Origin of the sequence: Priestia sp. YIM B13490 (assembly GCF_042787735.1) — a bacterium.
In the GTDB taxonomy this organism is placed as follows: Bacteria; Bacillota; Bacilli; order Bacillales; family Bacillaceae_H; genus Priestia; species Priestia megaterium.
The window spans coordinates 822060-841877 of the sequence record NZ_JBHZOT010000002.1 but is presented as its reverse complement, the minus strand read 5'-3'; the positions used below and the strand labels follow the sequence as shown (position 1 = coordinate 841877).

16 protein-coding genes and 1 other annotated feature are annotated in these 19818 nt (G+C 37.6%); of the genes, 14 read left to right on the top strand and 2 right to left on the bottom strand.

The features are described from left to right. Positions 1-78: 78 nt before the first annotated feature. The 6 genes from ACFX4R_RS09575 (at position 79) to ACFX4R_RS09550 (ending at position 6836) form a co-directional block, all read left to right on the top strand. Complete coding sequence (locus ACFX4R_RS09575) at positions 79-1101, top strand: ABC transporter ATP-binding protein (protein WP_028407466.1); 1023 nt, start codon at positions 79-81, stop codon at positions 1099-1101. After that, on the top strand, positions 1101-2084 hold the full coding sequence (locus ACFX4R_RS09570; RefSeq protein WP_016763042.1) for an ABC transporter ATP-binding protein: 984 nt from the start codon (positions 1101-1103) through the stop codon (positions 2082-2084). The genes ACFX4R_RS09575 and ACFX4R_RS09570 overlap by 1 nt, the downstream gene beginning before the upstream one ends. A gap of 43 nt (positions 2085-2127) precedes the next feature. Then, positions 2128-3867, top strand: a complete 1740-nt coding sequence (opp4A, locus tag ACFX4R_RS09565) for an oligopeptide ABC transporter substrate-binding protein (protein WP_377569426.1) — start codon at positions 2128-2130, stop codon at positions 3865-3867. A gap of 28 nt (positions 3868-3895) precedes the next feature. Further along, positions 3896-4861, top strand: coding sequence for an oligopeptide ABC transporter permease (opp4B, locus tag ACFX4R_RS09560; protein WP_013055410.1), 966 nt, complete (start codon positions 3896-3898; stop codon positions 4859-4861). Between the two features lie 11 nt (positions 4862-4872). Continuing rightward, on the top strand, positions 4873-5787 hold the full coding sequence (gene opp4C / locus ACFX4R_RS09555; RefSeq protein WP_043980484.1) for an oligopeptide ABC transporter permease: 915 nt from the start codon (positions 4873-4875) through the stop codon (positions 5785-5787). A 299-nt stretch (positions 5788-6086) separates the two neighbouring features. After that, positions 6087-6836 (top strand): YjbA family protein, encoded by a 750-nt coding sequence (locus ACFX4R_RS09550; RefSeq protein ID WP_016763046.1) that lies wholly within the window; start codon positions 6087-6089, stop codon positions 6834-6836. A gap of 29 nt (positions 6837-6865) precedes the next feature. Here the strand turns inward: ACFX4R_RS09550 and trpS are convergent, their stop codons facing one another. Next, positions 6866-7855, bottom strand: coding sequence for a tryptophan--tRNA ligase (gene trpS, locus ACFX4R_RS09545; RefSeq protein ID WP_116733220.1), 990 nt, complete (start codon positions 7853-7855; stop codon positions 6866-6868). A 76-nt stretch (positions 7856-7931) separates the two neighbouring features. Then, positions 7932-8136: a binding site (T-box leader), on the bottom strand. Between the two features lie 666 nt (positions 8137-8802). Between trpS and ACFX4R_RS09540 the strand changes: the two genes are divergently transcribed. The 5 genes from ACFX4R_RS09540 to ACFX4R_RS09520 all read left to right on the top strand — a co-directional run bounded on the left by ACFX4R_RS09540 (position 8803) and on the right by ACFX4R_RS09520 (position 14415). Next, positions 8803-10449, top strand: coding sequence for a peptide ABC transporter substrate-binding protein (locus tag ACFX4R_RS09540; protein ID WP_043980478.1), 1647 nt, complete (start codon positions 8803-8805; stop codon positions 10447-10449). Between the two features lie 97 nt (positions 10450-10546). Continuing rightward, a complete protein-coding gene (locus ACFX4R_RS09535) occupies positions 10547-11482 on the top strand; it encodes an ABC transporter permease (protein WP_013055415.1) in 936 nt (311 codons plus the stop codon). 2 nt (positions 11483-11484) lie between these two features. Further along, positions 11485-12411, top strand: coding sequence for an ABC transporter permease (locus tag ACFX4R_RS09530; RefSeq protein WP_013055416.1), 927 nt, complete (start codon positions 11485-11487; stop codon positions 12409-12411). 14 nt (positions 12412-12425) lie between these two features. Continuing rightward, positions 12426-13496, top strand: coding sequence for an ABC transporter ATP-binding protein (locus ACFX4R_RS09525; protein WP_016763049.1), 1071 nt, complete (start codon positions 12426-12428; stop codon positions 13494-13496). A 1-nt stretch (position 13497) separates the two neighbouring features. Beyond that, the gene (locus tag ACFX4R_RS09520; protein ID WP_020465427.1) at positions 13498-14415 is read left to right on the top strand and encodes an ABC transporter ATP-binding protein; all 918 of its coding nucleotides are present in this window, start codon (positions 13498-13500) and stop codon (positions 14413-14415) included. A gap of 282 nt (positions 14416-14697) precedes the next feature. Here the strand turns inward: ACFX4R_RS09520 and ACFX4R_RS09515 are convergent, their stop codons facing one another. After that, a complete protein-coding gene (locus ACFX4R_RS09515) occupies positions 14698-15273 on the bottom strand; it encodes a GNAT family N-acetyltransferase (protein WP_013055419.1) in 576 nt (191 codons plus the stop codon). 451 nt (positions 15274-15724) lie between these two features. On the opposite strand from ACFX4R_RS09515, the gene ACFX4R_RS09510 reads away from it, so the two are divergent. The 3 genes from ACFX4R_RS09510 (at position 15725) to spxA (ending at position 19742) form a co-directional block, all read left to right on the top strand. Beyond that, entirely contained in the window at positions 15725-17089 is a 1365-nt protein-coding gene (locus ACFX4R_RS09510; protein ID WP_043980476.1) for an amino acid permease, read from the top strand. Positions 17090-17521: 432 nt separating this feature from the next. Beyond that, positions 17522-18925: an amino acid permease gene (locus tag ACFX4R_RS09505; RefSeq protein WP_043980475.1), complete on the top strand. Its 1404-nt coding sequence runs from the start codon at positions 17522-17524 to the stop codon at positions 18923-18925. Positions 18926-19343: 418 nt separating this feature from the next. Continuing rightward, positions 19344-19742: a transcriptional regulator SpxA gene (gene spxA / locus ACFX4R_RS09500; protein WP_013055422.1), complete on the top strand. Its 399-nt coding sequence runs from the start codon at positions 19344-19346 to the stop codon at positions 19740-19742. The last annotated feature ends 76 nt before the right edge of the window (positions 19743-19818 follow it).

Sequence of the window (19818 nt, the reverse complement as noted above, 5' to 3'; positions counted from 1 at the left end):
TATTGATTTTGTAATGAAATTGTAATAATATCTTATTCAAATATAACAATTTTTAGAAAAATGAGGTGTGCATTATAAATGGATAAAAAGCCCGTCGAATCAACACCTTTACTAGAAGTGAAAAATTTACAAACTGCTTTTTCCATTAATGATTCCTGGCATAATGCTGTGGACGACGTGTCGTTTCAAGTCGGACGAAAGCGAATTATAGGGGTTGTAGGAGAATCTGGCTGTGGAAAAAGCGTATTGTCTTTATCCGTCATTGGGCTATTACCTAAAGTAAATAGTCAAATTAGAAGCGGAAGCGTTTTATTTAACGGAAAGAATCTTACGCACTTATCAGAAGATGAGATGAATGACGTTCGGGGGAAAGACATCTCAATGATTTTCCAAGAACCGATGACATCCCTTAATCCTGTGTTAACCATTGGGTATCAGCTGCAGGAAGTATTGTTTAACCATATGAATATATCGAAAGCGGAAGCGCGTGAAAAAAGCATTGCGCTTTTAAAAAGCGTTGGTATTTCGAGATCCGAAAAGCTCATCGATGAATATCCGCATCAGCTGTCAGGAGGAATGAGGCAGCGTGTCATGATTGCCATGGCGGTAGCTTGTCAGCCTAAACTTTTAATTGCTGATGAGCCGACAACGGCCCTAGATGTTACGGTTCAAGCTCAAATTTTAGAATTGCTAAAAGAAATTCAAGAAAGCAATGATATGTCTATTATTATGATTACACATGATTTAGGAGTAGTTGCTGAGATGTGTGATGAAGTGATTGTCATGTATGGCGGGAAAATTGTGGAGCATACAGATGTTGATACGTTATTTTATGCGCCAAAACATCCGTACACGAAAGCGCTTCTTCACTCAATTCCACGCATGGAAGATGATGTAGAAGTATTAAATACGATCAAAGGAATTGTGCCTTCTCTTGTAAACATGCCGCGGACAGGCTGTCGTTTCGTTAACCGATGTCCTCATGCAATGGAAGACTGCAGTTCCGTTACGCCTGTTCTTCGCCAGGATTCACAGGGGCATGATGTCGCATGTCTGCTGTATAAAAATAGCTATCCGTCAAAAGGAGTGAAGACAAGCTAATGACTAAAGCAGTGAAAGATGTATTGCTAGAAGTTCAGCATTTAAAAACCTACTATCCTATTCACGGCGGATTTTTCCGAAAGAAAATTGGTGATGTAAAAGCAGTTGACGGTATTTCTTTTGCTATTCGAAAAGGAGAAACGCTCGGTCTAGTAGGAGAATCTGGCTGTGGAAAATCCACGGCAGGAAGAACAATTCTAAGACTGTTGGAACCAACTAGCGGAAAAATTATTTTCGATGGTAAAGATATCACAGAAGCAAAAGGAACTTCTCTCCGTAAAATTAGACAAGATTTTCAAATGGTTTTTCAAGATCCTTATGCTTCCCTCAATCCAATGCAAATGGTTGGAGATGTTATTTCTGAACCAATTCGGAATTTTACAGGAAAATCAACCAATCAATTAAAATCAGAAGTTATGAATCTACTTACAAAAGTAGGGTTACCGGAAGATGCATACTATAAATATCCTCACGAATTTTCCGGTGGACAGCGTCAGCGGATTGGAATTGCACGTGCACTTGCACTTCGTCCAAAACTTATTATTGCTGATGAACCGGTATCGGCACTCGACGTTTCTGTCCAATCACAAGTTTTAAACCTTCTAAAAGAACTTCAACAAGAATTCGACCTAACCTTTTTATTTATTGCCCATGATTTGAGTGTTGTTAAACATATGAGTGACCGTATCGGTGTTATGTACCTAGGCGGTTTAGTGGAAATTGCTGATAAGAAAAGTCTGTACGCAGAGCCATTGCACCCTTATACGCAAGCGCTTGTATCGGCTATACCTGAACCAGATCCGCGAAAGAAAAAACAGCGTATTATTTTACAGGGAGATGTACCAAGTCCAATTGATCCGCCAAAAGGCTGTGCGTTTCATCCTCGCTGTATACATGCAATGGCGGAGTGCAGCCAAACGAAACCTGCCTTAAAGGAGGTGAGACCTGGCCATCAAGTAGCTTGCCATTTATATAACTCGTAAAAGCTACATACGAACAGATTATTAGTTAAATAGGGGGAACGTCATGATGAAAAAGAAATCGTTTTTATCACTTGTTTCCATTTTGCTTGTGCTATCGCTTTTTCTAGCGGCATGCAGCGGTGGAAGCAGTTCTTCATCTTCTAGTAATAAAGAAGGCGGAGAAACAAAAACTGAAGGTGCAAAAACAGACAAGCCAAAAGATGGCGGAACGATTACGTATGGGATTGACGGAGCGCCGGAAGGGCTTTTTGAGTACGCATTGTATGGTAGTGCATATGATAGCCAAATATTGGAATTTATCAATGGAGGTCTCTTTACTTATGATAAGAAATTAAAAATTAAATCTGACTTAGCTACTTGGGACGTGAGTGGTGATAAACTAACTTACACGTTTAAATTAAAAAAGGGGATTAAGTGGCATAACGGAGATCCATTAACTGCAGATGATTTTAAATATACGTATGAAACGATTGCCGATAAAGACTATACAGGTCCACGCTATGTAAACGTTGAGCACATTAAAGGCGCTCAAGAATATCACGACGGCAAAGCGGATTCTATTTCCGGAGTTGAAGTAGTAGATCCACAAACATTTAAAGTAACGTTTAAAGAAGTTCGTGTAAATAACTTAGACAATCTATGGCCGTATCCAATGCCGAAAAAGTATTACGAAGGAATTGCTGTAAAAGATCTTGCAGAGTCCAAACAAGTTCGTAAAGAGCCTATTGGTGTTGGACCGTTTAAAGTGAAAAAAGTAGTAGCAAGTGAATATGTCCAAATGGAACGTAATGATGATTATTGGAAAGGTAAACCTCACCTTGATGGTGTTGTTGTAAAAGTACTGGATCCATCTGTTTCCGCCGGAGCATTGAAAAAAGGCGATGTCGACATTATGGATGTTCGCCCAGCTGATCTAGGGCAAGTTGAAAAAGCAGAAAACTTAGACTTTTTGGAAGGGAAATCAACTAGTTATTCGTATATTGGTCTACGATTTGGACATCGTGATCAAAAAGCTGGTAAAAACGTAGATGATTACGAAAAGTTCAAAGATCTAAAACTTCGTCAAGCATTGCTTTATGCAATAGATAGAAAAGCAATGGTAAAAGCATTTATGAACGACAAAGCGGTTGTTTCTAACACAGTTATTCCGTCTGTATTCTGGATTGCTGCTGACCAAAAAGATTTAACAAAGTACAAGTATAGTCCTGAAAAAGCTAAAAAATTATTAGCTGAAGCTGGTTATAAAGACAAGAATAATGACGGTTTTGTAGAAGATCCAAACGGAAAACCATTTACGATTTCATTCGGTCACTATGCTGGTCCAGCCAACTTCGAGGGTCGTGCGAAGGCTATTATGCAAGCATGGAATGATATTGGTATTAAAACAAAATTAGCAACGGGTTCACTTGTTGAATTTAACTTGTACAATGAAATGAAAGATAACGATGATAAGGCGTTAGAAGCATTCTTTGGTTCTTGGGACACTGGTTCCGATCCAGATCCTACAGGATTATGGAGCTCTGATGCTGAATGGAACTATGGCCGTTGGGTAAATAAGGAATCTGATGAAATGCTTAAAGACGGTTTGAGTGAAAAATCATTTGATGATAAATACCGTAAAGATGTATATGTAAAATGGCAAAAATTCTTTAATGAGCAGCTGCCAGCACTTCCTTTATGGGAAAATATCAATATTTATGCTGTGAATAAGCGTGTGAAAAACGTAACTCTAGATCCATCAACGGTAGTTGTAGATCCGGAGAAATGGTCTGTAACGGAATAAGTATTTTACATGTAAAGGAGAGTCAACGATGCTGCAATACTCACTAAGACGTATTTTAGGGATGATTCCAATGTTGATTCTGATCTCCTTTGTTGTGTTTTCCCTGGCAAAAATGATGCCAGGGGACCCTTTTGGGGGAGAAATCAACCCTAGTAATACAGATCCAAAATACATTGAGGAAATGCGTGATAAGCTAGGATATAACGATCCTATCTACGTTCAATATTGGAACTGGGTAAAGGGAGTGGCACAAGGAGATTTAGGAAAGTCAACAACTCATAAGTTACCGACATTAGATATTATTTTAGAGCGTATGCCTAATACTATCTTTTTAGCTTTGACTTCGCTTTTGATTACGTATGTGTTTGCATTTATTTTAGGTATGTATGCAGGAAGAAAACCGTATACCTTAGCAGATAACTTTATTGCAGGATATAATTACTTTGCATTAGCGGTTCCATCGTTTATCGCAGGGATCGTAGGCATTTATTTATTTTCCTTTCAGTTAGGTTGGTTTCCGTTTAGCGGTTCTGTTGAAGTAGGATTGAAAGAGGGATCATGGGAATTTATTCAAAGTAGAATTCATCACGTTATATTACCCGCGCTGATTCTTGGCTTGATGTCGACCGCGCAGTATACCCAGTTTTTGCGCAATGATATTATTGAAAACAGTCGCAAAGATTTTGTGCGCACTGCTAGAGCAAAAGGGACAAAAGAATCTAAAATTTATAATGTTCATATCTTACGCAACTCAATGATTCCGCTTATTACGTTTTTAGGATTTGATCTTGTAACAATCATTAGCGGTTCTATCATTACAGAGACGATCTTTACGTATCCAGGAATTGGAAAATTGTTTGTTGACTCTGTAGCAACTCGTGACTACTCAGTTATGATGTCGCTTACAATGTTGTTTTCAATATTAACACTGGTTGGGAATCTGGTTGCTGATTTGTTATACGGCGTAGCAGATCCGCGTATTCGTTTGGATTAGGAGGAGAAAGTATGGAAATTGTAACGAAAAAAGATGTACAGCCAGAAGTGAATATGAAAGCTCCTAAAAACCTTTCTCCATGGGCGATTGCGCGAAAGAAGTTTGTTAAAAATAAACTAGCCATGATAAGTTTAGCTTTCATGATTGTGATTACGCTTCTTGCCATTTTTGCACCGCTGCTTACAAAAGCAGATATTACACGTATCGACTATATGGCGATGAATGCAGCGCCTTCTAGTGAGCATTGGTTTGGAACGGATACAAATGGACGAGACGTATTTGCACGTACATTGTATGGAGGAAGAACTTCGTTACTGATTGGAGTTGCTTGTACAACACTCGTTATTTTAATCGGAACTTTTATTGGTTCGATTGCGGGTTATTACGGAGGCAAAGTGGATCAATTCTTAATGCGTTTTACAGACTTTGTATTAAACTTTCCGTTAATTGTTTTCGTTGTAGTGTTAAATACAATCCTAATTGGAAAGATCTCAGGCGTTTGGACGCTCATCCTAGTTGTTAGTTTCTTAAGCTGGGGAAGTACGGCCCGGCTGGTTCGAAGCAAAATCTTGGCTGAAAAAGAAAATGAATATGTGCTTTCAGCCGTTTCCATTGGGTGCAGCCCGTTTAAAATCATCTTTAAACATTTGCTGCCAAATGTGTTTTCAACAATTGTGGTTCAAGCCAGTTTGCAGATGGCGATCCTTATTGTGTTTGAGTCAGCGATTAGCTTTATCGGTTTTGGCGTGCCGGCTGATACGCCAAGCTGGGGGAATATGCTGACAGAAGCAAGGGAATCAGATGTGCTGCAGAATAAGCCTTGGATGTGGGTTCCGCCAGGTTTAGCTATTACATTTACGATCCTAGCTATCAACTTCATTGGTGAAGGATTAAAAGATGCTTTGAATCCCAAATCTCTTCGTTAAAAATCTATCACAAAAGTGTGATAGATTTTTTTAGGTTTGTCAGACCTCCTGACAAACCTATTACTATAGAAGAAACTCGGATTTTTTTTGCTTATAGGTGTGGATATAGCTCATGAAGCCTTTAGCAATCATTAGCACTGGCGTTATATCTGAGCTTCGAAACAAGTGCATTTGAATAATAGCCAAAAACGAAGGCATTTTACAATTAATTTTTAGAAAAATAACATCATTTGGAATAAAAATTCCTTTCTCTGCCTATACTGATGGATAACAAACAGATAGTAAGTGAGGGGTAAATTATGCTATATCTTCATGATGTATGGGTTAATTGGTTTGAAGGCGAAGAAAACGGTTATAATGTGTGTCATTTCCATGAGTGGAGAAAAGACGATTGTGTAGAACTGCTCGATCAAGCACCGTTATTAAAAGTAAATCCGCTTTTATTTCATTACATTGAAAATGATCTTTCCGAGCTACCTCAACAACTACTACAAGATGTCTATCAGAAAGCATACATTCGGAAAAATCATGAACGCACGCAGGTTGAATATTGTTTTATTGTTACAGATGGAACGAATATTTTAGCAATTGATACGATGGGATATCATATTCCAATTCGAAAAAGCCGCTTAATTCCAAGACAGGAACAGTTAGTCTATGAGATGATTGCGGATCAAGAAGAGCTAGAATATAAGTTCAGTGAAGACGAGCTGAATAAAAAAGAGCATCATATTCTTTCACCGTCTCCTGAAACGATGAGAGGACTAACACGTAAAGAACGTCAGCTAAAACAGCTGTTATTTATGGCACTTGATCAGCTACATACAACAAAAAATACAGCTCAAATCCGCTACTGGTACACGGAGTGGAATCCAACGAAGTACGAAGACATTCAAGAGATGCCGTTTCAAGACGTGTGGAGTCAGCTATACGATGAAACGAAGTCAGGGTGGTCACCGAAGCATAAATTATTATGCGAGCGCTTAGTAAAAGGACAACCTTTCTTTGAAAAACTTTGGGAAATTGAACAAGAGCCAAAAGTTAATTAAAAAAAACGACTGCATAGCAGTCGTTTTTTTTAACGTTTACGGCCAATTCCCATTGCGTTTCGCATTTTGCGAAGCATTTTATTAGCCGTTGCATTTGCTTTATCGGCACCTTGATCTAAAATATCATCTAGCTCGCTAGAATCAACTAATTCATAATATCTTTTTTGAATTGGAGCAAGTGCTTCAGCTACCACTTTGGCTGTGTCAGCTTTAAAGTCACCATAACCTTTGCCTTCGTACATCGCTTCAATGTCTTCGATCGATTTATTGGCTAGGATTGAATAAATACTTAATAAGTTTGAAATACCTGGCTTATTTTCTTTATCGTAGCGAACAATACCTTCTGAATCCGTTACGGCACTTTTGATTTTCTTTTCAATTGTTTTAGCGTCATCCAAAAGCGTAATGAAAGCTTTTTGGTTTGGATCGGACTTGCTCATTTTTTTCGTAGGATCTTGAAGAGACATGACGCGTGCGCCCACTTTTGGAATACGTACTTCAGGGATAGTGAAGATATCATTGTATTTTTTGTTAAAGCGCTCAGCTAAGTCACGCGTTAATTCTAAATGCTGCTTTTGATCTTCACCAACTGGAACCAAATCGGTGTTGTATAAAAGAATATCCGCTGCCATTAATGGAGGATAAGTTAGTAATCCTGCTGATACTGCTTCTTTTCCAGCGGACTTATCTTTAAACTGAGTCATACGTTCAAGTTCACCGATATACGCTACGCACTGTAACATCCATCCCGCTTCTGTGTGGGCAGGCACTTCCGATTGAATAAATAAAGTCGATTTTGCTGGATCAATTCCTACCGCTACATACAGAGCAGCAAGGCCTCGAATGTTTTTACGAAGTGCTAAACGATCTTGAGGCGTTGTAATTGCATGCTGATCTACAATACAAAAATGACAGTTATAGTCATGTTGAAGTTCAACAAATTGCTTCATCGCTCCAATGTAGTTACCTAAAGTGATTGTACCGCTTGGTTGAATACCTGAAAAAATTGTTTTCATCAAATCTTCCTTTCATCTGCACATATATGATGCTAATTTACGGATACAACATAAAAAGGCCCATCCGCTCCTAGCATAAGCTAGGGGCGAATGGACCGCGTTGCCACCCTAATTAGCACACATAATTGTGAACTATCTTTATTCATGTAACGTTGAGGTCAACGTTCAAGCTTTGCACTTGAAAGCTCCAAAGTCCATTCTGCAGGTTTCAATGTTTGTTCTCACCAGCCACAAACTCTCTAAAAATGAAAATTCTGCATACTACTCTTTTTCACAGCTTTAATTATATAGTTATTCGTTATTATAACGCGAAAAAGCAGGAATTTAAACATCTTATCGCTAAAAAGTTTTATAAGACAATTTACTGGAATTTTTCAGCGGCAAAAAAAGACAAGAACCTTTTAATTAAAGCATTTCTTAATGAAAATTTGGTGGAGGATTTGGTAAAAATCTTTTATTTAATATTTCTAATGGCTTTGTAATACTATCGTAATACCTATACTACAAAAAAGATTTTAGAAGTCTGACAAGTAGGCACAATCCTTATAAGATAAGGTTTTTTCCCTCATGACAAAAAAATACCATTAAATAATAGTATTGCAATAAATTTTTAAAATATTTATAATAGGCGTAACAAACATATTTTTTACAAAGGTATTACAATTTCTTAATTTTTCAGAAAACACAAAATAGACAATGTTTTGTTTCAATTAGCGAATTTTGTAATGAATGAGTCTTCTACATATTAAGCGCATACATTGGATTTACAGCATGTAAACAATTGATGACAGTTTCATAGAGTAGAAGAATAATTTTGCAGTGAGGTCTTTAATGCTCTACTACGTGAAAAAATAACTGATTATTTTGTATTGAAAGAGGATTAAGAAATTAGTACATATCAAAAAAATATGGTTGCCACACAAACAAAATTTAATAGGGGGTAACACGCAATGAAGAAAAGGTTGTCGATTCTTTTCAGTTTGCTGCTTGTAATGAGCTTGTTTTTAGCTGCATGTGGATTTAACAAAGAATCTGGTGGCAGTGAAAATGCTAGCAGTGATGGCGGCGAAAAGAAAAAAGAGCAAGAGCTTCGCGTAAACATTAAAACTGAGCCTTTTTCATTAAACCCAGGCTTAGCTAATGATTCAACGTCATCAAACGTATTATTACAAACATTTGAGGGTTTAACTCGTATCGGTAAAGATGGAAAACCTGAAAATGCAATGGCGAAAGATGTGAAGGTCAGCGATGATCAAACTAAATATACGTTTACAATTCGCGACGATGCAAAATGGTCAAATGGTGACCCTGTAACAGCAAAAGATTTCGAATATGCATGGAAATGGGCGTTAGATCCTAAAAACGAATCTCAATATGCATATCAATTATACTATGTTAAAAATGCACAAGCTGCTAATGAAGGAAAAGGTTCATTAGATGATGTTGCGGTTAAAGCAACAGATGATAAAACGCTTGAAGTAACATTAGAAAACCCAACGCCATATTTCTTAGAATTAACAGCTTTCTATACGTACTTCCCAGTGAATACGAAAATTGCTGAATCAAATGAAAAATGGTACACAAATGCAGGCGAAAACTATACGTCAAACGGTCCTTTCAAGCTTAAAGCTTGGAAACATAATGACAAAATCGAGTTAGTTCCTAATGAAAACTATTGGGATAAAGATGCTGTAAAACTTAAAAAAGTTGAAATGTACATGATCAATGATAACAACACTGAACTTTCAATGTTCAAAAACGGTGAATTAGACTGGGCGGGTATGCCTACTGGTCAATTACCAGCTGATGCACTTCCTGAATTAAAGAAAGACGGTTCATTAAACATTCAAGAGATTGCAGGTACTTACTGGTACAAGTTTAATACAGAACAAAAACCTTTAGACAACGTGAACATTCGTAAAGCATTAGCTTATGCAATTGATCGTAAAGGTATTACAGAACAAATTACAAAAGACGGTTCAGTTCCAGCGATGGCGGCTGTACCACCAACAATGTTTGAAGATAACAAAAAAGGTTACTTCAAAGACAATGATGTGAAAAAAGCAAAAGAATATTTAGAAAAAGGCTTGAAAGAAATGGGCCTTAAAGATGCTTCAGAACTACCAGCAATTAAGGTTTCATACAACACGGATGAAAAACATGCAAAAATTGCACAAGCTGTTCAAGATATGTGGAAGAAAAACCTTGGCATTAAAGTACAGTTAGACAACTCTGAGTGGGCTGTTTACATTGAAAAGTTACACCAAGGAGATTATCAAGTTGGACGTATGGGCTGGTTAGGAGATTTTAACGACCCAATCAACTTCTTAGAATTGTTCCGTGATAAAAAAGGCGGAAATAATGATACAAACTGGGAAAACCCAGAATATAAAAAGTTATTAATTGACTCTCAAAAAGAAACAGACCCTAAAAAACGTCTGGAAATGTTGAAAAAAGCAGAAGGTATCTTTATGGATGAAATGCCAGTGGCACCAATCTACTTCTACACAAACGCTTGGGTACAAGACAAGCAGCTGAAAGATGTTGTGATGTCTGGACTTGGAGACATTCAGATTAAGTGGGCTCATTTTGAGTAAGTAACATCAATTGTGACAAAGGGTATATGGGGCCTGGTGCTCCATATACTTTTCTTTCTTGTGCGCGAATTTTGTAAAAATATGGAGGTGTGTCAGGGTGTTCAAATATATAGGAAAACGACTTATTTATATGTTTCTATCATTATGGCTGATCGTAACAGCGACCTTTTTCTTAATGCGTGCTGTTCCAGGAGGTCCATTCACATCAGAAAAGCAGCTTCCCCCTGAAATTCAAAAAAATCTAAATCAGTATTACGGTTTAGACCAGCCTTGGTACCATCAGTACTTTGATTATTTAACATCAATTTTAAAGTGGGATTTTGGTCCATCTTTCAAATATAAAGGCCAAACGGTAAATGATTTGATTAACGGCGGATTCCCTGTTTCATTCATGCTAGGGATGGAAGCTATTTTAATAGCAATTGCTATTGGTGTAGTACTTGGTGTTATTGCTGCTTTAAAACATAATAAGTGGCAAGATTATACGGCGATGGTTATTGCAGTTCTAGGAATCTCAGTTCCGAGTTTTATCATGGCAGCGGTATTACAATACGTTCTGGCTATGAAACTACAAATTTTTCCGGTTGCACGCTGGGAATCTTGGGCACACACGGTGTTACCAGCTCTCGCGCTTGCTTCAACCCCTATGGCGTTTATCGCACGATTAACTCGTTCGAGTATGCTTGAAGTATTAAGCAATGATTATATTCGTACAGCGAAAGCAAAAGGTTTAAGCAGAGGCGTGATTACAGTTAAGCACGCCATGCGAAATGCGATGCTTCCAGTCGTATCCTATATGGGACCTTTAGTAGCAGGGATTTTAACAGGTAGCTTTGTTATTGAAAAAATATTTGGTATCCCGGGATTAGGTTCACACTTTGTACTCAGTATCTCAAACCGAGATTATACAACGATTATGGGCGTAACGGTGTTCTACAGTATTTTACTACTTTTTTGTATCTTGCTTGTAGATATTGCATACGGATTCATTGACCCTCGAATTAAACTTACAGGTGCTAAGAAAGGAGAGTAACTATGCAGCAACTTCCAAAAATTCCTAAAGAAATGTTTGAAACAGCAGGGATTGACCGCGCTCAGGCAGAAAAGATTGAAAAACCGAGTCTTTCATTCTGGCAAGATGTTTTTATTCGTTTTCGCAAAAACAAGCTTGCTATGTTTGGGGTAGTACTAATGGTTCTCCTTGTTTTTATGGCTATATTTGGTCCATTGATGGTGAAATATGATTATGCAACCAATGATTTATTGAATGCTAATCAGGCTCCATCTTCTGAGCACTGGTTCGGTACAGATGAATTAGGGCGTGATGTTTTTGCTCGTACGTGGGAAGGCGCTCGTATTTCATTATTTATCGGGTTAGCAGCAGCTTTAATTGATTTATTCATCGGCGTAGTTTGGGGAAGCATCTCTGGATACCGCGGTGGCCGTACGGATGAAACAATGATGCGTGTTGCGGATATCTTATATGGTGTTCCTTACCTTTTACTCGTTATTATTTTAATGGTTATGCTTGGCCAAGGGTTAGGCACGATGATTTTGGCGATGACTATTACCGGCTGGATTAACATGGCCCGTATTGTACGTGGACAAGTATTGCAGTTAAAAAACCAAGAGTACGTAATGGCTTCACAAACATTAGGAGCAACAACAAAACGTATTTTATTTAAACATCTTATTCCTAATGCAACAGGTCCAATTTTAGTAACAATGACACTAACGATTCCTTCAGCAATCTTTACAGAAGCATTTTTAAGCTACTTGGGACTAGGCGTTCCGGCACCGCTTGCAAGTTGGGGAACAATGGCTTCAGAAGGCTTACCTGCTTTGGAATACTATCCTTGGCGCTTATTTTTCCCAGGTTTGTTTATCTGTTTAACAATCTTAGCGTTCAACGTAATTGGTGATGGATTACGAGATGCGTTAGATCCAAAACTACGTAAGTAAGGAAGTGGACTCATATGTCACGTTTATTAGAAGTAAAAAATTTAGCTGTATCATTTAAAACATATGGCGGAGAAGTTCAAGCTGTTCGCGGCGTTAACTTCCACTTAAATAAAGGTGAAACTTTAGCAATTGTTGGTGAGTCAGGATCTGGTAAAAGTGTAACTTCACAAACGATCATGCGCCTTATTCCGATGCCTCCTGGCCGAATCAAAAGCGGTGAAATGCTGTTTGACGGCATTGATTTAGCTAAGAAAACGGATAAAGAAATGGAAGCTATTCGCGGTAAAGATATCGGTATGATCTTCCAAGATCCGATGACTTCCTTGAATCCAACGATGAAAGTTGGGGCTCAAATTGGCGAAGTCGTAATTAAGCATTCCAAAGTGTCTAAAGCAGAAGCGAAAAAACGGGCAGTCGAGTTATTAACGCTTGTAGGAATTCCTTTTCCAGAACAGCGTGTGAATCAATATCCGCATGAATTCAGCGGCGGGATGAGACAGCGTGTTGTCATTGCGATGGCTCTTGCTTCTAATCCGAAGCTATTGATCGCTGATGAACCAACAACGGCGCTTGATGTAACAATTCAAGCCCAAATTTTAGAGCTGATGAAAGACATTCAGAAAAAAACGGATACCTCTATTATCTTTATTACCCATGATCTTGGTGTAGTAGCAAATGTAGCAGATCGAGTAGCCGTTATGTACGCTGGTCAAATTGTTGAAATGGGCACAGTGGATGAAGTGTTTTACGATCCAAAACATCCGTATACGTGGGGACTGCTAGCTTCTATGCCAAGCTTAGATAACGAGGCAGAAGAAGAGCTGGCTGCTATTCCTGGAACGCCGCCAGATTTAACGAATCCTCCAAAAGGAGATGCATTTGCAGCGCGAAATCCATACGCAATGAAAATTGATTTTGAGCAAGAACCTCCAATGTTCAAAATATCTGATACGCACTATGCGAAAACATGGCTGTTACATCCCGATGCACCAAAAGTAGAGCCGCCTGCTTCAGTTCAGCGCCGCATGCGTAAAGTTGACAATGTATACAGTACACCTGTACTCGTAGCGAAGGATGGTGAATAACATGACAGATAAATTATTAGAGATTAAAGACTTAAAACAACATTTTTTCACAAGTAAAGGAACAATTAAAGCAGTTGATGGTCTGACGTTTGACATCTTCCGCGGAGAAACATTAGGGCTTGTAGGTGAATCCGGTTGCGGAAAGTCAACGACAGGGAGAACGATTATTCGTTTATATGACGCTACTAGCGGTGAGGTACTATTTAATGGCGAAAATGTACATGGTCGCAAATCTCGCTCAGAGCTTAAAAAATTTAATCGTAAAATGCAAATGATTTTCCAGGATCCATATGCGTCGCTTAACCCTCGTATGACCGTAGCAGATATCATAGCAGAAGGCATTGATATTCACGGTTTAGCTAAGACGAGAAAGGAGCGTATGGCAAAAGTTCACGAGCTTCTTGAAACAGTGGGGCTTAACAAAGAACATGCAAATCGCTATCCACATGAGTTTAGTGGCGGCCAGCGTCAGCGTATCGGTATCGCAAGAGCACTGGCAGTAGAACCTGATTTTATCATCGCAGATGAACCAATCTCAGCGTTGGACGTGTCTATACAAGCTCAAGTTGTTAACTTAATGAAGAAGTTACAGCGTGAACGTGGACTCACATATTTATTTATCGCCCATGATTTGTCAATGGTAAAATACATCAGTGACCGTATCGGCGTTATGTACAGAGGTAAGATTGTAGAGCTTGCACCAAGTGATGAACTTTATCGAAACCCTGTGCATCCATATACAAAAGCGTTACTTTCAGCTATTCCGCTTCCCGATCCTGACAGTGAAAAAACGCGTCAGCGCAAAATTTATGATCCAAGTATCCATGACTATAACGGTGAAGAACCGGAGCTTAGAGAAGTATCTCCCGGTCACTACGTGTCTTGTTCTCAAGCAGAATTTGCCACATATACAACATAACAAAAACGATCTCACAACGAGGTCGTTTTTTATTTAGTTATCAAAGAACACTAAGCTTCAAGTTGCAAAAAACATGTAAGAACAAGTAACATTAGCGCTTTACAGGTATTATACAGTAAAGGATTGAAAAATACTATTGAAAATTTTCAGAATTTTATATTTAAGACAAAATATCTATGCTTAAACCTTATAACTAAAGGAATATAAGTGATTAATAATGTTTTTTATTGAATAATAATTCAAGATTTATAAAAAGAAGGTAGACATGCGTCTACCTTCTTTTTATAAATCTGCTAAGATATCGCCGTCTTTACGATTTTTGTCAATTTTTAATACTTGATCTGCCGGCTGATAAGACGCACCATATATTTCTTTGTCTTTGTACGTATGAATTAACTCGTACGTTTTTTTCATTTTATTTAAAATGCTTTCCTCTGTTTCAGAAGTAGGAGACCAATATAGAATTTCCATCTGGTTAATTTCATTTGTGGCTAATGACCGGCGGTTATAGCCAATTGTTTGAGCATGCTTAAAGTCTGCACGTTTATAAAAATGCAGTCGTTTTGCCGAGTCTGAATCTTTATAGTCTACAGGCTCTACTTCTAAGATAATTGGTTTGTTATGCTGTTTTAACTCATCAATTAATTTACCGCCAAGCCCTTGACCTCGAGCGTCTTTTGAAACAAAGAGGTAATCAATAAAGATAAATTGGTCTGTTTCCACGTACATTAATACGTGATGAGGTCCTTCGTTTTTATGATAAATATCGCTGCGTTCTTGTAAAAGCGTTTCGATATGCTTCTTTGATTTCATTTCTTCAATGGGAAAATATTGACTTAGTTTTTCATACCAATTCATAGCACCCTCCTACTGATCTTTTCATGATGATGTTCATAATAGTGTTTAAACAGTTATCTTATCTTTACCCTTTTTAGGGAAAAGTAAGCATCTATAATTGAAAATATAGAAGAATAATAGATTGATTATTCTTAATAGTTAGATAACTATAGTGAAATAAGAACATATAATGTAAAAAATGGTTTTTATTATATTTAGATCGTAAGTTTATTTGTGAAAATCACAAAAAACTATCGCATTTTTTGTGATTTTTGATAAAATGAACAAAGTGAAGTTTTTTTAATATTGTATTTTATAGATGTGAGAACGGTAAAAGTGTAGGTGTGAAACTTGCAATATCAGATTTTTAGTACATACACTGTTTAGAATTATTTAGCTGAAAAATAAGTTAATACTATACACGTAGCCGCTATCGCTATTAAATGAAATGGATATGTTAGGAGAGAGAATTATGCAAGGGAACACGCAAGAAAAAGAATTAAGCCGTGGACTTGAGGAAAGACATATTAGCTTAATGTCTTTAGGTGCAGCTATCGGAGTTGGACTGTTTTTAGGTTCTGCATCCGCTATTCGGTTAGCGGGTCCTGGTATTCTTATCATGTATGGAATCAGTGGTCTTATTATGTTTTTTATTATGAGAGCGCTAGGTGAAATGGCAGTACAAAATCCAGTAGCCGGTTCTTTTAGTAAGTATGCTAACGATTATTTAGGACCACTTGCTGGTTATTTAACAGGCTGGAACTACTGGTTTATGTGGATTATTACATGTATGGCTGAAATTACAGCTGTGGGAGTATATATGGAGTTTTGGTTCCCAGGTGTACCTCAGTGGATATGGGCACTTGCAGCACTCGTTATCATGACAGGGGTTAACTTTTTAGCTGTAAAAGCATATGGCGAACTAGAGTTTTGGTTTTCTCTTATTAAAGTAGTAACGATTATCCTTATGATTGTGCTGGGCCTAGGCATGATTATCTTTGGAATTGGAAATGGCGGTATTGCAACAGGAATCAGTAATTTATGGAGTCACGGGGGCTTTTTCCCGAATGGCATGAAAGGTGTTCTTTTATCACTTCAAATGGTTATGTTTGCTTACCTTGGTATTGAAATGATTGGGGTAACAGCAGGAGAGGTGAAAAATCCGGAAAAAACACTAACAAAAGCAATTGATAATGTACTGTGGAGAATTTTGATTTTTTACATCGGAGCTTTGTTTGTTATTATGTCTATTTATCCTTGGCCAGAGATTGGAACACAAGGAAGTCCATTTGTTTTAACATTTGATAAAGCTGGAATTCCCGCTGCAGCAGGGATTATAAACTTTGTAGTGTTAACAGCGGCTTTATCTTCTTGTAACAGTGGAATTTTTAGTACAGGCCGTATGTTATTTAATTTAGCTCAGCACGGGGAAGCTCCAAAACGCTATGCTAACTTAACAAAAGGCGGCGTGCCTGGTGCAGCAGTTATTGCTTCAGCTGTTGTACTGCTAATCGGAGTTGGCTTAAACTATGTTGTTCCTGATAAGGTGTTCACATGGGTGACGAGTATTGCCACTATTGGAGCAATTTGGACATGGGGAATTATTTTACTTTCTCAAATTCGCTTCCGCAAGGGATTAAACGATCAGCAAGTAAGTGATTTAAAATATAAGCTTCCGTTTTTCCCGTATACGTCATATCTCTCTCTTGCTTTCTTAGCGGGAGTAGTAGTGGTGATGGGTTTTTCCTCTGATACAAGAATAGCCCTTATTGTAGGTCCGGTATGGTTTGTTTTATTGGTTGTTGTCTACTATTCAAAAGGTTTTCATAAAAGATAAAAAATAAGGCTCGGACAAAAGTAGTTTCATTGAAGGAAGATCCGAACGAGTTAAATTCTTGATTAAGAATTCAACTCGTTCGGATTTTTTTATGGTGAACATAGGTTTACTGTATGTAGGGCTTCTAGCTATTGAATTGGAGGGCAAGGGGGAGACTCTCAACAGCGATGTAACAAGCGGGATCCATACGAACTCATATATCCCATTTGTTCATCTTTAGATTGATGTAGTTGTGTCCCACCCGCATTTTTTTCCAAAAGAAAATGAAGGATTTATTATTTCACTTTTCGCTTTAGTGTGCTAATATATTATATTGTTAAACAAATGAAGAGATGAATGAAGAAACAAATAATTTTTACGTGTTAATAGATTAGCATCGAGCTTTCTATCTCAAAAGTTTAAGCTTTTAGAAAGCAAAAGGAGACACAGCAAATGAAAGATAAAAAATGGGGACTTTGGTTTTTAACAGCCTTTGTAGTTGGTAATATGGTAGGCGGCGGAGTATTTATGCTTCCTTCTAATTTAGCAAACGTATCAAGTCCAGTCGGTTCAACACTTGCTTGGATTGCAACAGGTCTGGGCGTGTTCATGATTGCTCTTGTATTTGGAAACTTAGTCATGCGAAAGCCCGAATTAAAAGGAGGGCCTCAAAGTTATGCGGCGAATCTTTTTTCATCGCCTAAAGCAGGTAAAGTAGCAGGGTATAGCATGGCTTGGGGCTATTGGGCAGCTAACTGGGCTGCAACAGCATCTGTCATCATATCGTTTGCTGGATATTTAACAACGTTCTTTCCAGTAATGGAGAGCAAGGATATTTTATTTTCAGTCGGAGATTTTCAATTAGAAGCTGGAAAATTTATTACGTTTTTAGTATGTTCTATTGTACTTTGGGGAATTCAAGCTATTTTACAGCGAGATATTAACAGCGCCGGTAATATTAACTTCATCACAACAGCAGCTAAAATTATTGGATTCGGTTTATTTATTGTTGTGGCGCTGTCGCTATTTAGCGCATCCAACCTCGTTAGTACAGAATTTGTTAATTCAAAGGGTATAAATGTAGGATTGGGAAGTCAGGTCAATGGGGCAGCTATTGCTACACTGTGGGCGTTTATCGGAATTGAATCGGCTGTACTGTTATCTAACCGTGCAAAATCACAAAAAGTAGTGAAGAAAGCAACGCTGCTTGGATTATTGATCTCAATGGTTATCTATGTGGGGATTACGCTTCTAGCTATGGGGATTCTTTCAACAGCTCAGCTTCAGCAGTCTCAAAAACCTTTGGTAGATACGTTAGAAATGGTGATTGGACATAAAGGTGCTTACGTAATGGCCATTTTAGCACTTATTTCTTTATTAGGCTCTACTGTTGGATGGATTGTTGTTAGTGCAGAAGTTCCTTATCAAGCAGCGAAATCAGGGTTGTTTCCACAGTGGTTTGCTAAAACAAATCAGAACAATAGTCCAGCCCGCTCACTAACATTAACAAATGGCTTAACACAGTTGTTTTTGTTTGCGACTATTTCAGGTACAGTTTCGCAAGCCTATAATTTCGCTATTGTTGTAGCTACTCTCGCTTATTTAGTTCCTTATTTCGTGACGACAGTTTATCAATTAAAGCTTATTGTGACGGGTGAGACGTACGACACGATTAAAGGGTCGCGAGTAAAAGACGGAATCATTGCCTCGTTAGCACTTATTTATTCACTTTGGGTGATTAAGACAGGGACAGCTGATTTAAAAACATTTTTCTTAGGTATTGGCTTATTTGTAATCGGGCTGTTACTGTATCCTATCTTAATGAGACGAGGAAAAAGCACATCAGCTATTAAATAAATAAAAGGTTATTTCAAAAGCTTTGCAGAATGTCAGTTCTTCTGCAAGGCTTTTTTAGTGACTGAAAAATTTGAGGAATTTGTAAAAGAAAAAAATAATAAAAAAAATGAAACTAATCTACAGGTTTATTCGTAATAGTAGTGTGGTAAATAAATAATGAAGAAAATCGGCAATGAAAATAATGACAGTGAAGGAACGAACTAATGTACTAGTTCACTTCAAAAAGTATATCATTCCGATGAAGTTTATAGTATAATGCAAATAGATATTATTTTTTAAAAGTAATTATAAAGTAGTATCGATTTTCATTATCAGTCATTAAATATTTACACTCGTTGAAGTTTGTATAAAACAACATGATTTACAGTTCATGTTTTAAATGTTATGACCGATTATGATAGAAGGAGTGAAGGAGTAAATGGTTACATTATATACATCACCAAGTTGTACATCTTGTCGTAAAGCGAAAGCTTGGTTAGAGGAAAATGATATTGGATATACAGAGCGTAATATCTTTTCAGAGCCGTTATCAATCGACGAGATTAAAGAAATTTTACGTATGACAGAAGATGGAACAGATGAAATCATTTCAACACGTTCGAAAACTTTCCAAAAACTAGACGTTCAGGTAGACGCTATGCCTCTGCAAGATTTGTATGAATTAATTCAGCAAAATCCTGGCTTATTGCGCCGTCCGATTATCATTGATGAAAAACGTCTACAAGTTGGTTACAATGAAGACGAGATCCGTCGTTTCTTACCACGTAAAGTGCGTACTTTCCAACTTCGCGAAGCTCAAAGACTTGTGAATGGTTAATTTTTATATTTGTCTGTTTAAGATTTAAATAAGAAACCAACCAAGTAACGTTTGCTTGAAGTTGGTATATAAAAAA

Excerpts from the sequence above, each read along its gene's own strand:
- ACFX4R_RS09530 (WP_013055416.1), top strand. The coding sequence starts at position 11,485 with ATGCAGCAACTTCCAAAAATTCCTAAAGAAATGTTTGAAACAGCAGGG.
- ACFX4R_RS09540 (WP_043980478.1), top strand. The coding sequence starts at position 8,803 with ATGAAGAAAAGGTTGTCGATTCTTTTCAGTTTGCTGCTTGTAATGAGC.
- ACFX4R_RS09510 (WP_043980476.1), top strand. The coding sequence starts at position 15,725 with ATGCAAGGGAACACGCAAGAAAAAGAATTAAGCCGTGGACTTGAGGAA.
- ACFX4R_RS09550 (WP_016763046.1), top strand. The coding sequence starts at position 6,087 with ATGCTATATCTTCATGATGTATGGGTTAATTGGTTTGAAGGCGAAGAA.
- ACFX4R_RS09505 (WP_043980475.1), top strand. The coding sequence starts at position 17,522 with ATGAAAGATAAAAAATGGGGACTTTGGTTTTTAACAGCCTTTGTAGTT.
- ACFX4R_RS09515 (WP_013055419.1), bottom strand. The coding sequence starts at position 15,273 with ATGAATTGGTATGAAAAACTAAGTCAATATTTTCCCATTGAAGAAATG.
- spxA (WP_013055422.1), top strand. The coding sequence starts at position 19,344 with ATGGTTACATTATATACATCACCAAGTTGTACATCTTGTCGTAAAGCG.
- opp4C (WP_043980484.1), top strand. The coding sequence starts at position 4,873 with ATGGAAATTGTAACGAAAAAAGATGTACAGCCAGAAGTGAATATGAAA.
- ACFX4R_RS09525 (WP_016763049.1), top strand. The coding sequence starts at position 12,426 with ATGTCACGTTTATTAGAAGTAAAAAATTTAGCTGTATCATTTAAAACA.
- opp4A (WP_377569426.1), top strand. The coding sequence starts at position 2,128 with ATGATGAAAAAGAAATCGTTTTTATCACTTGTTTCCATTTTGCTTGTG.
- opp4B (WP_013055410.1), top strand. The coding sequence starts at position 3,896 with ATGCTGCAATACTCACTAAGACGTATTTTAGGGATGATTCCAATGTTG.
- ACFX4R_RS09570 (WP_016763042.1), top strand. The coding sequence starts at position 1,101 with ATGACTAAAGCAGTGAAAGATGTATTGCTAGAAGTTCAGCATTTAAAA.
- ACFX4R_RS09575 (WP_028407466.1), top strand. The coding sequence starts at position 79 with ATGGATAAAAAGCCCGTCGAATCAACACCTTTACTAGAAGTGAAAAAT.
- ACFX4R_RS09520 (WP_020465427.1), top strand. The coding sequence starts at position 13,498 with ATGACAGATAAATTATTAGAGATTAAAGACTTAAAACAACATTTTTTC.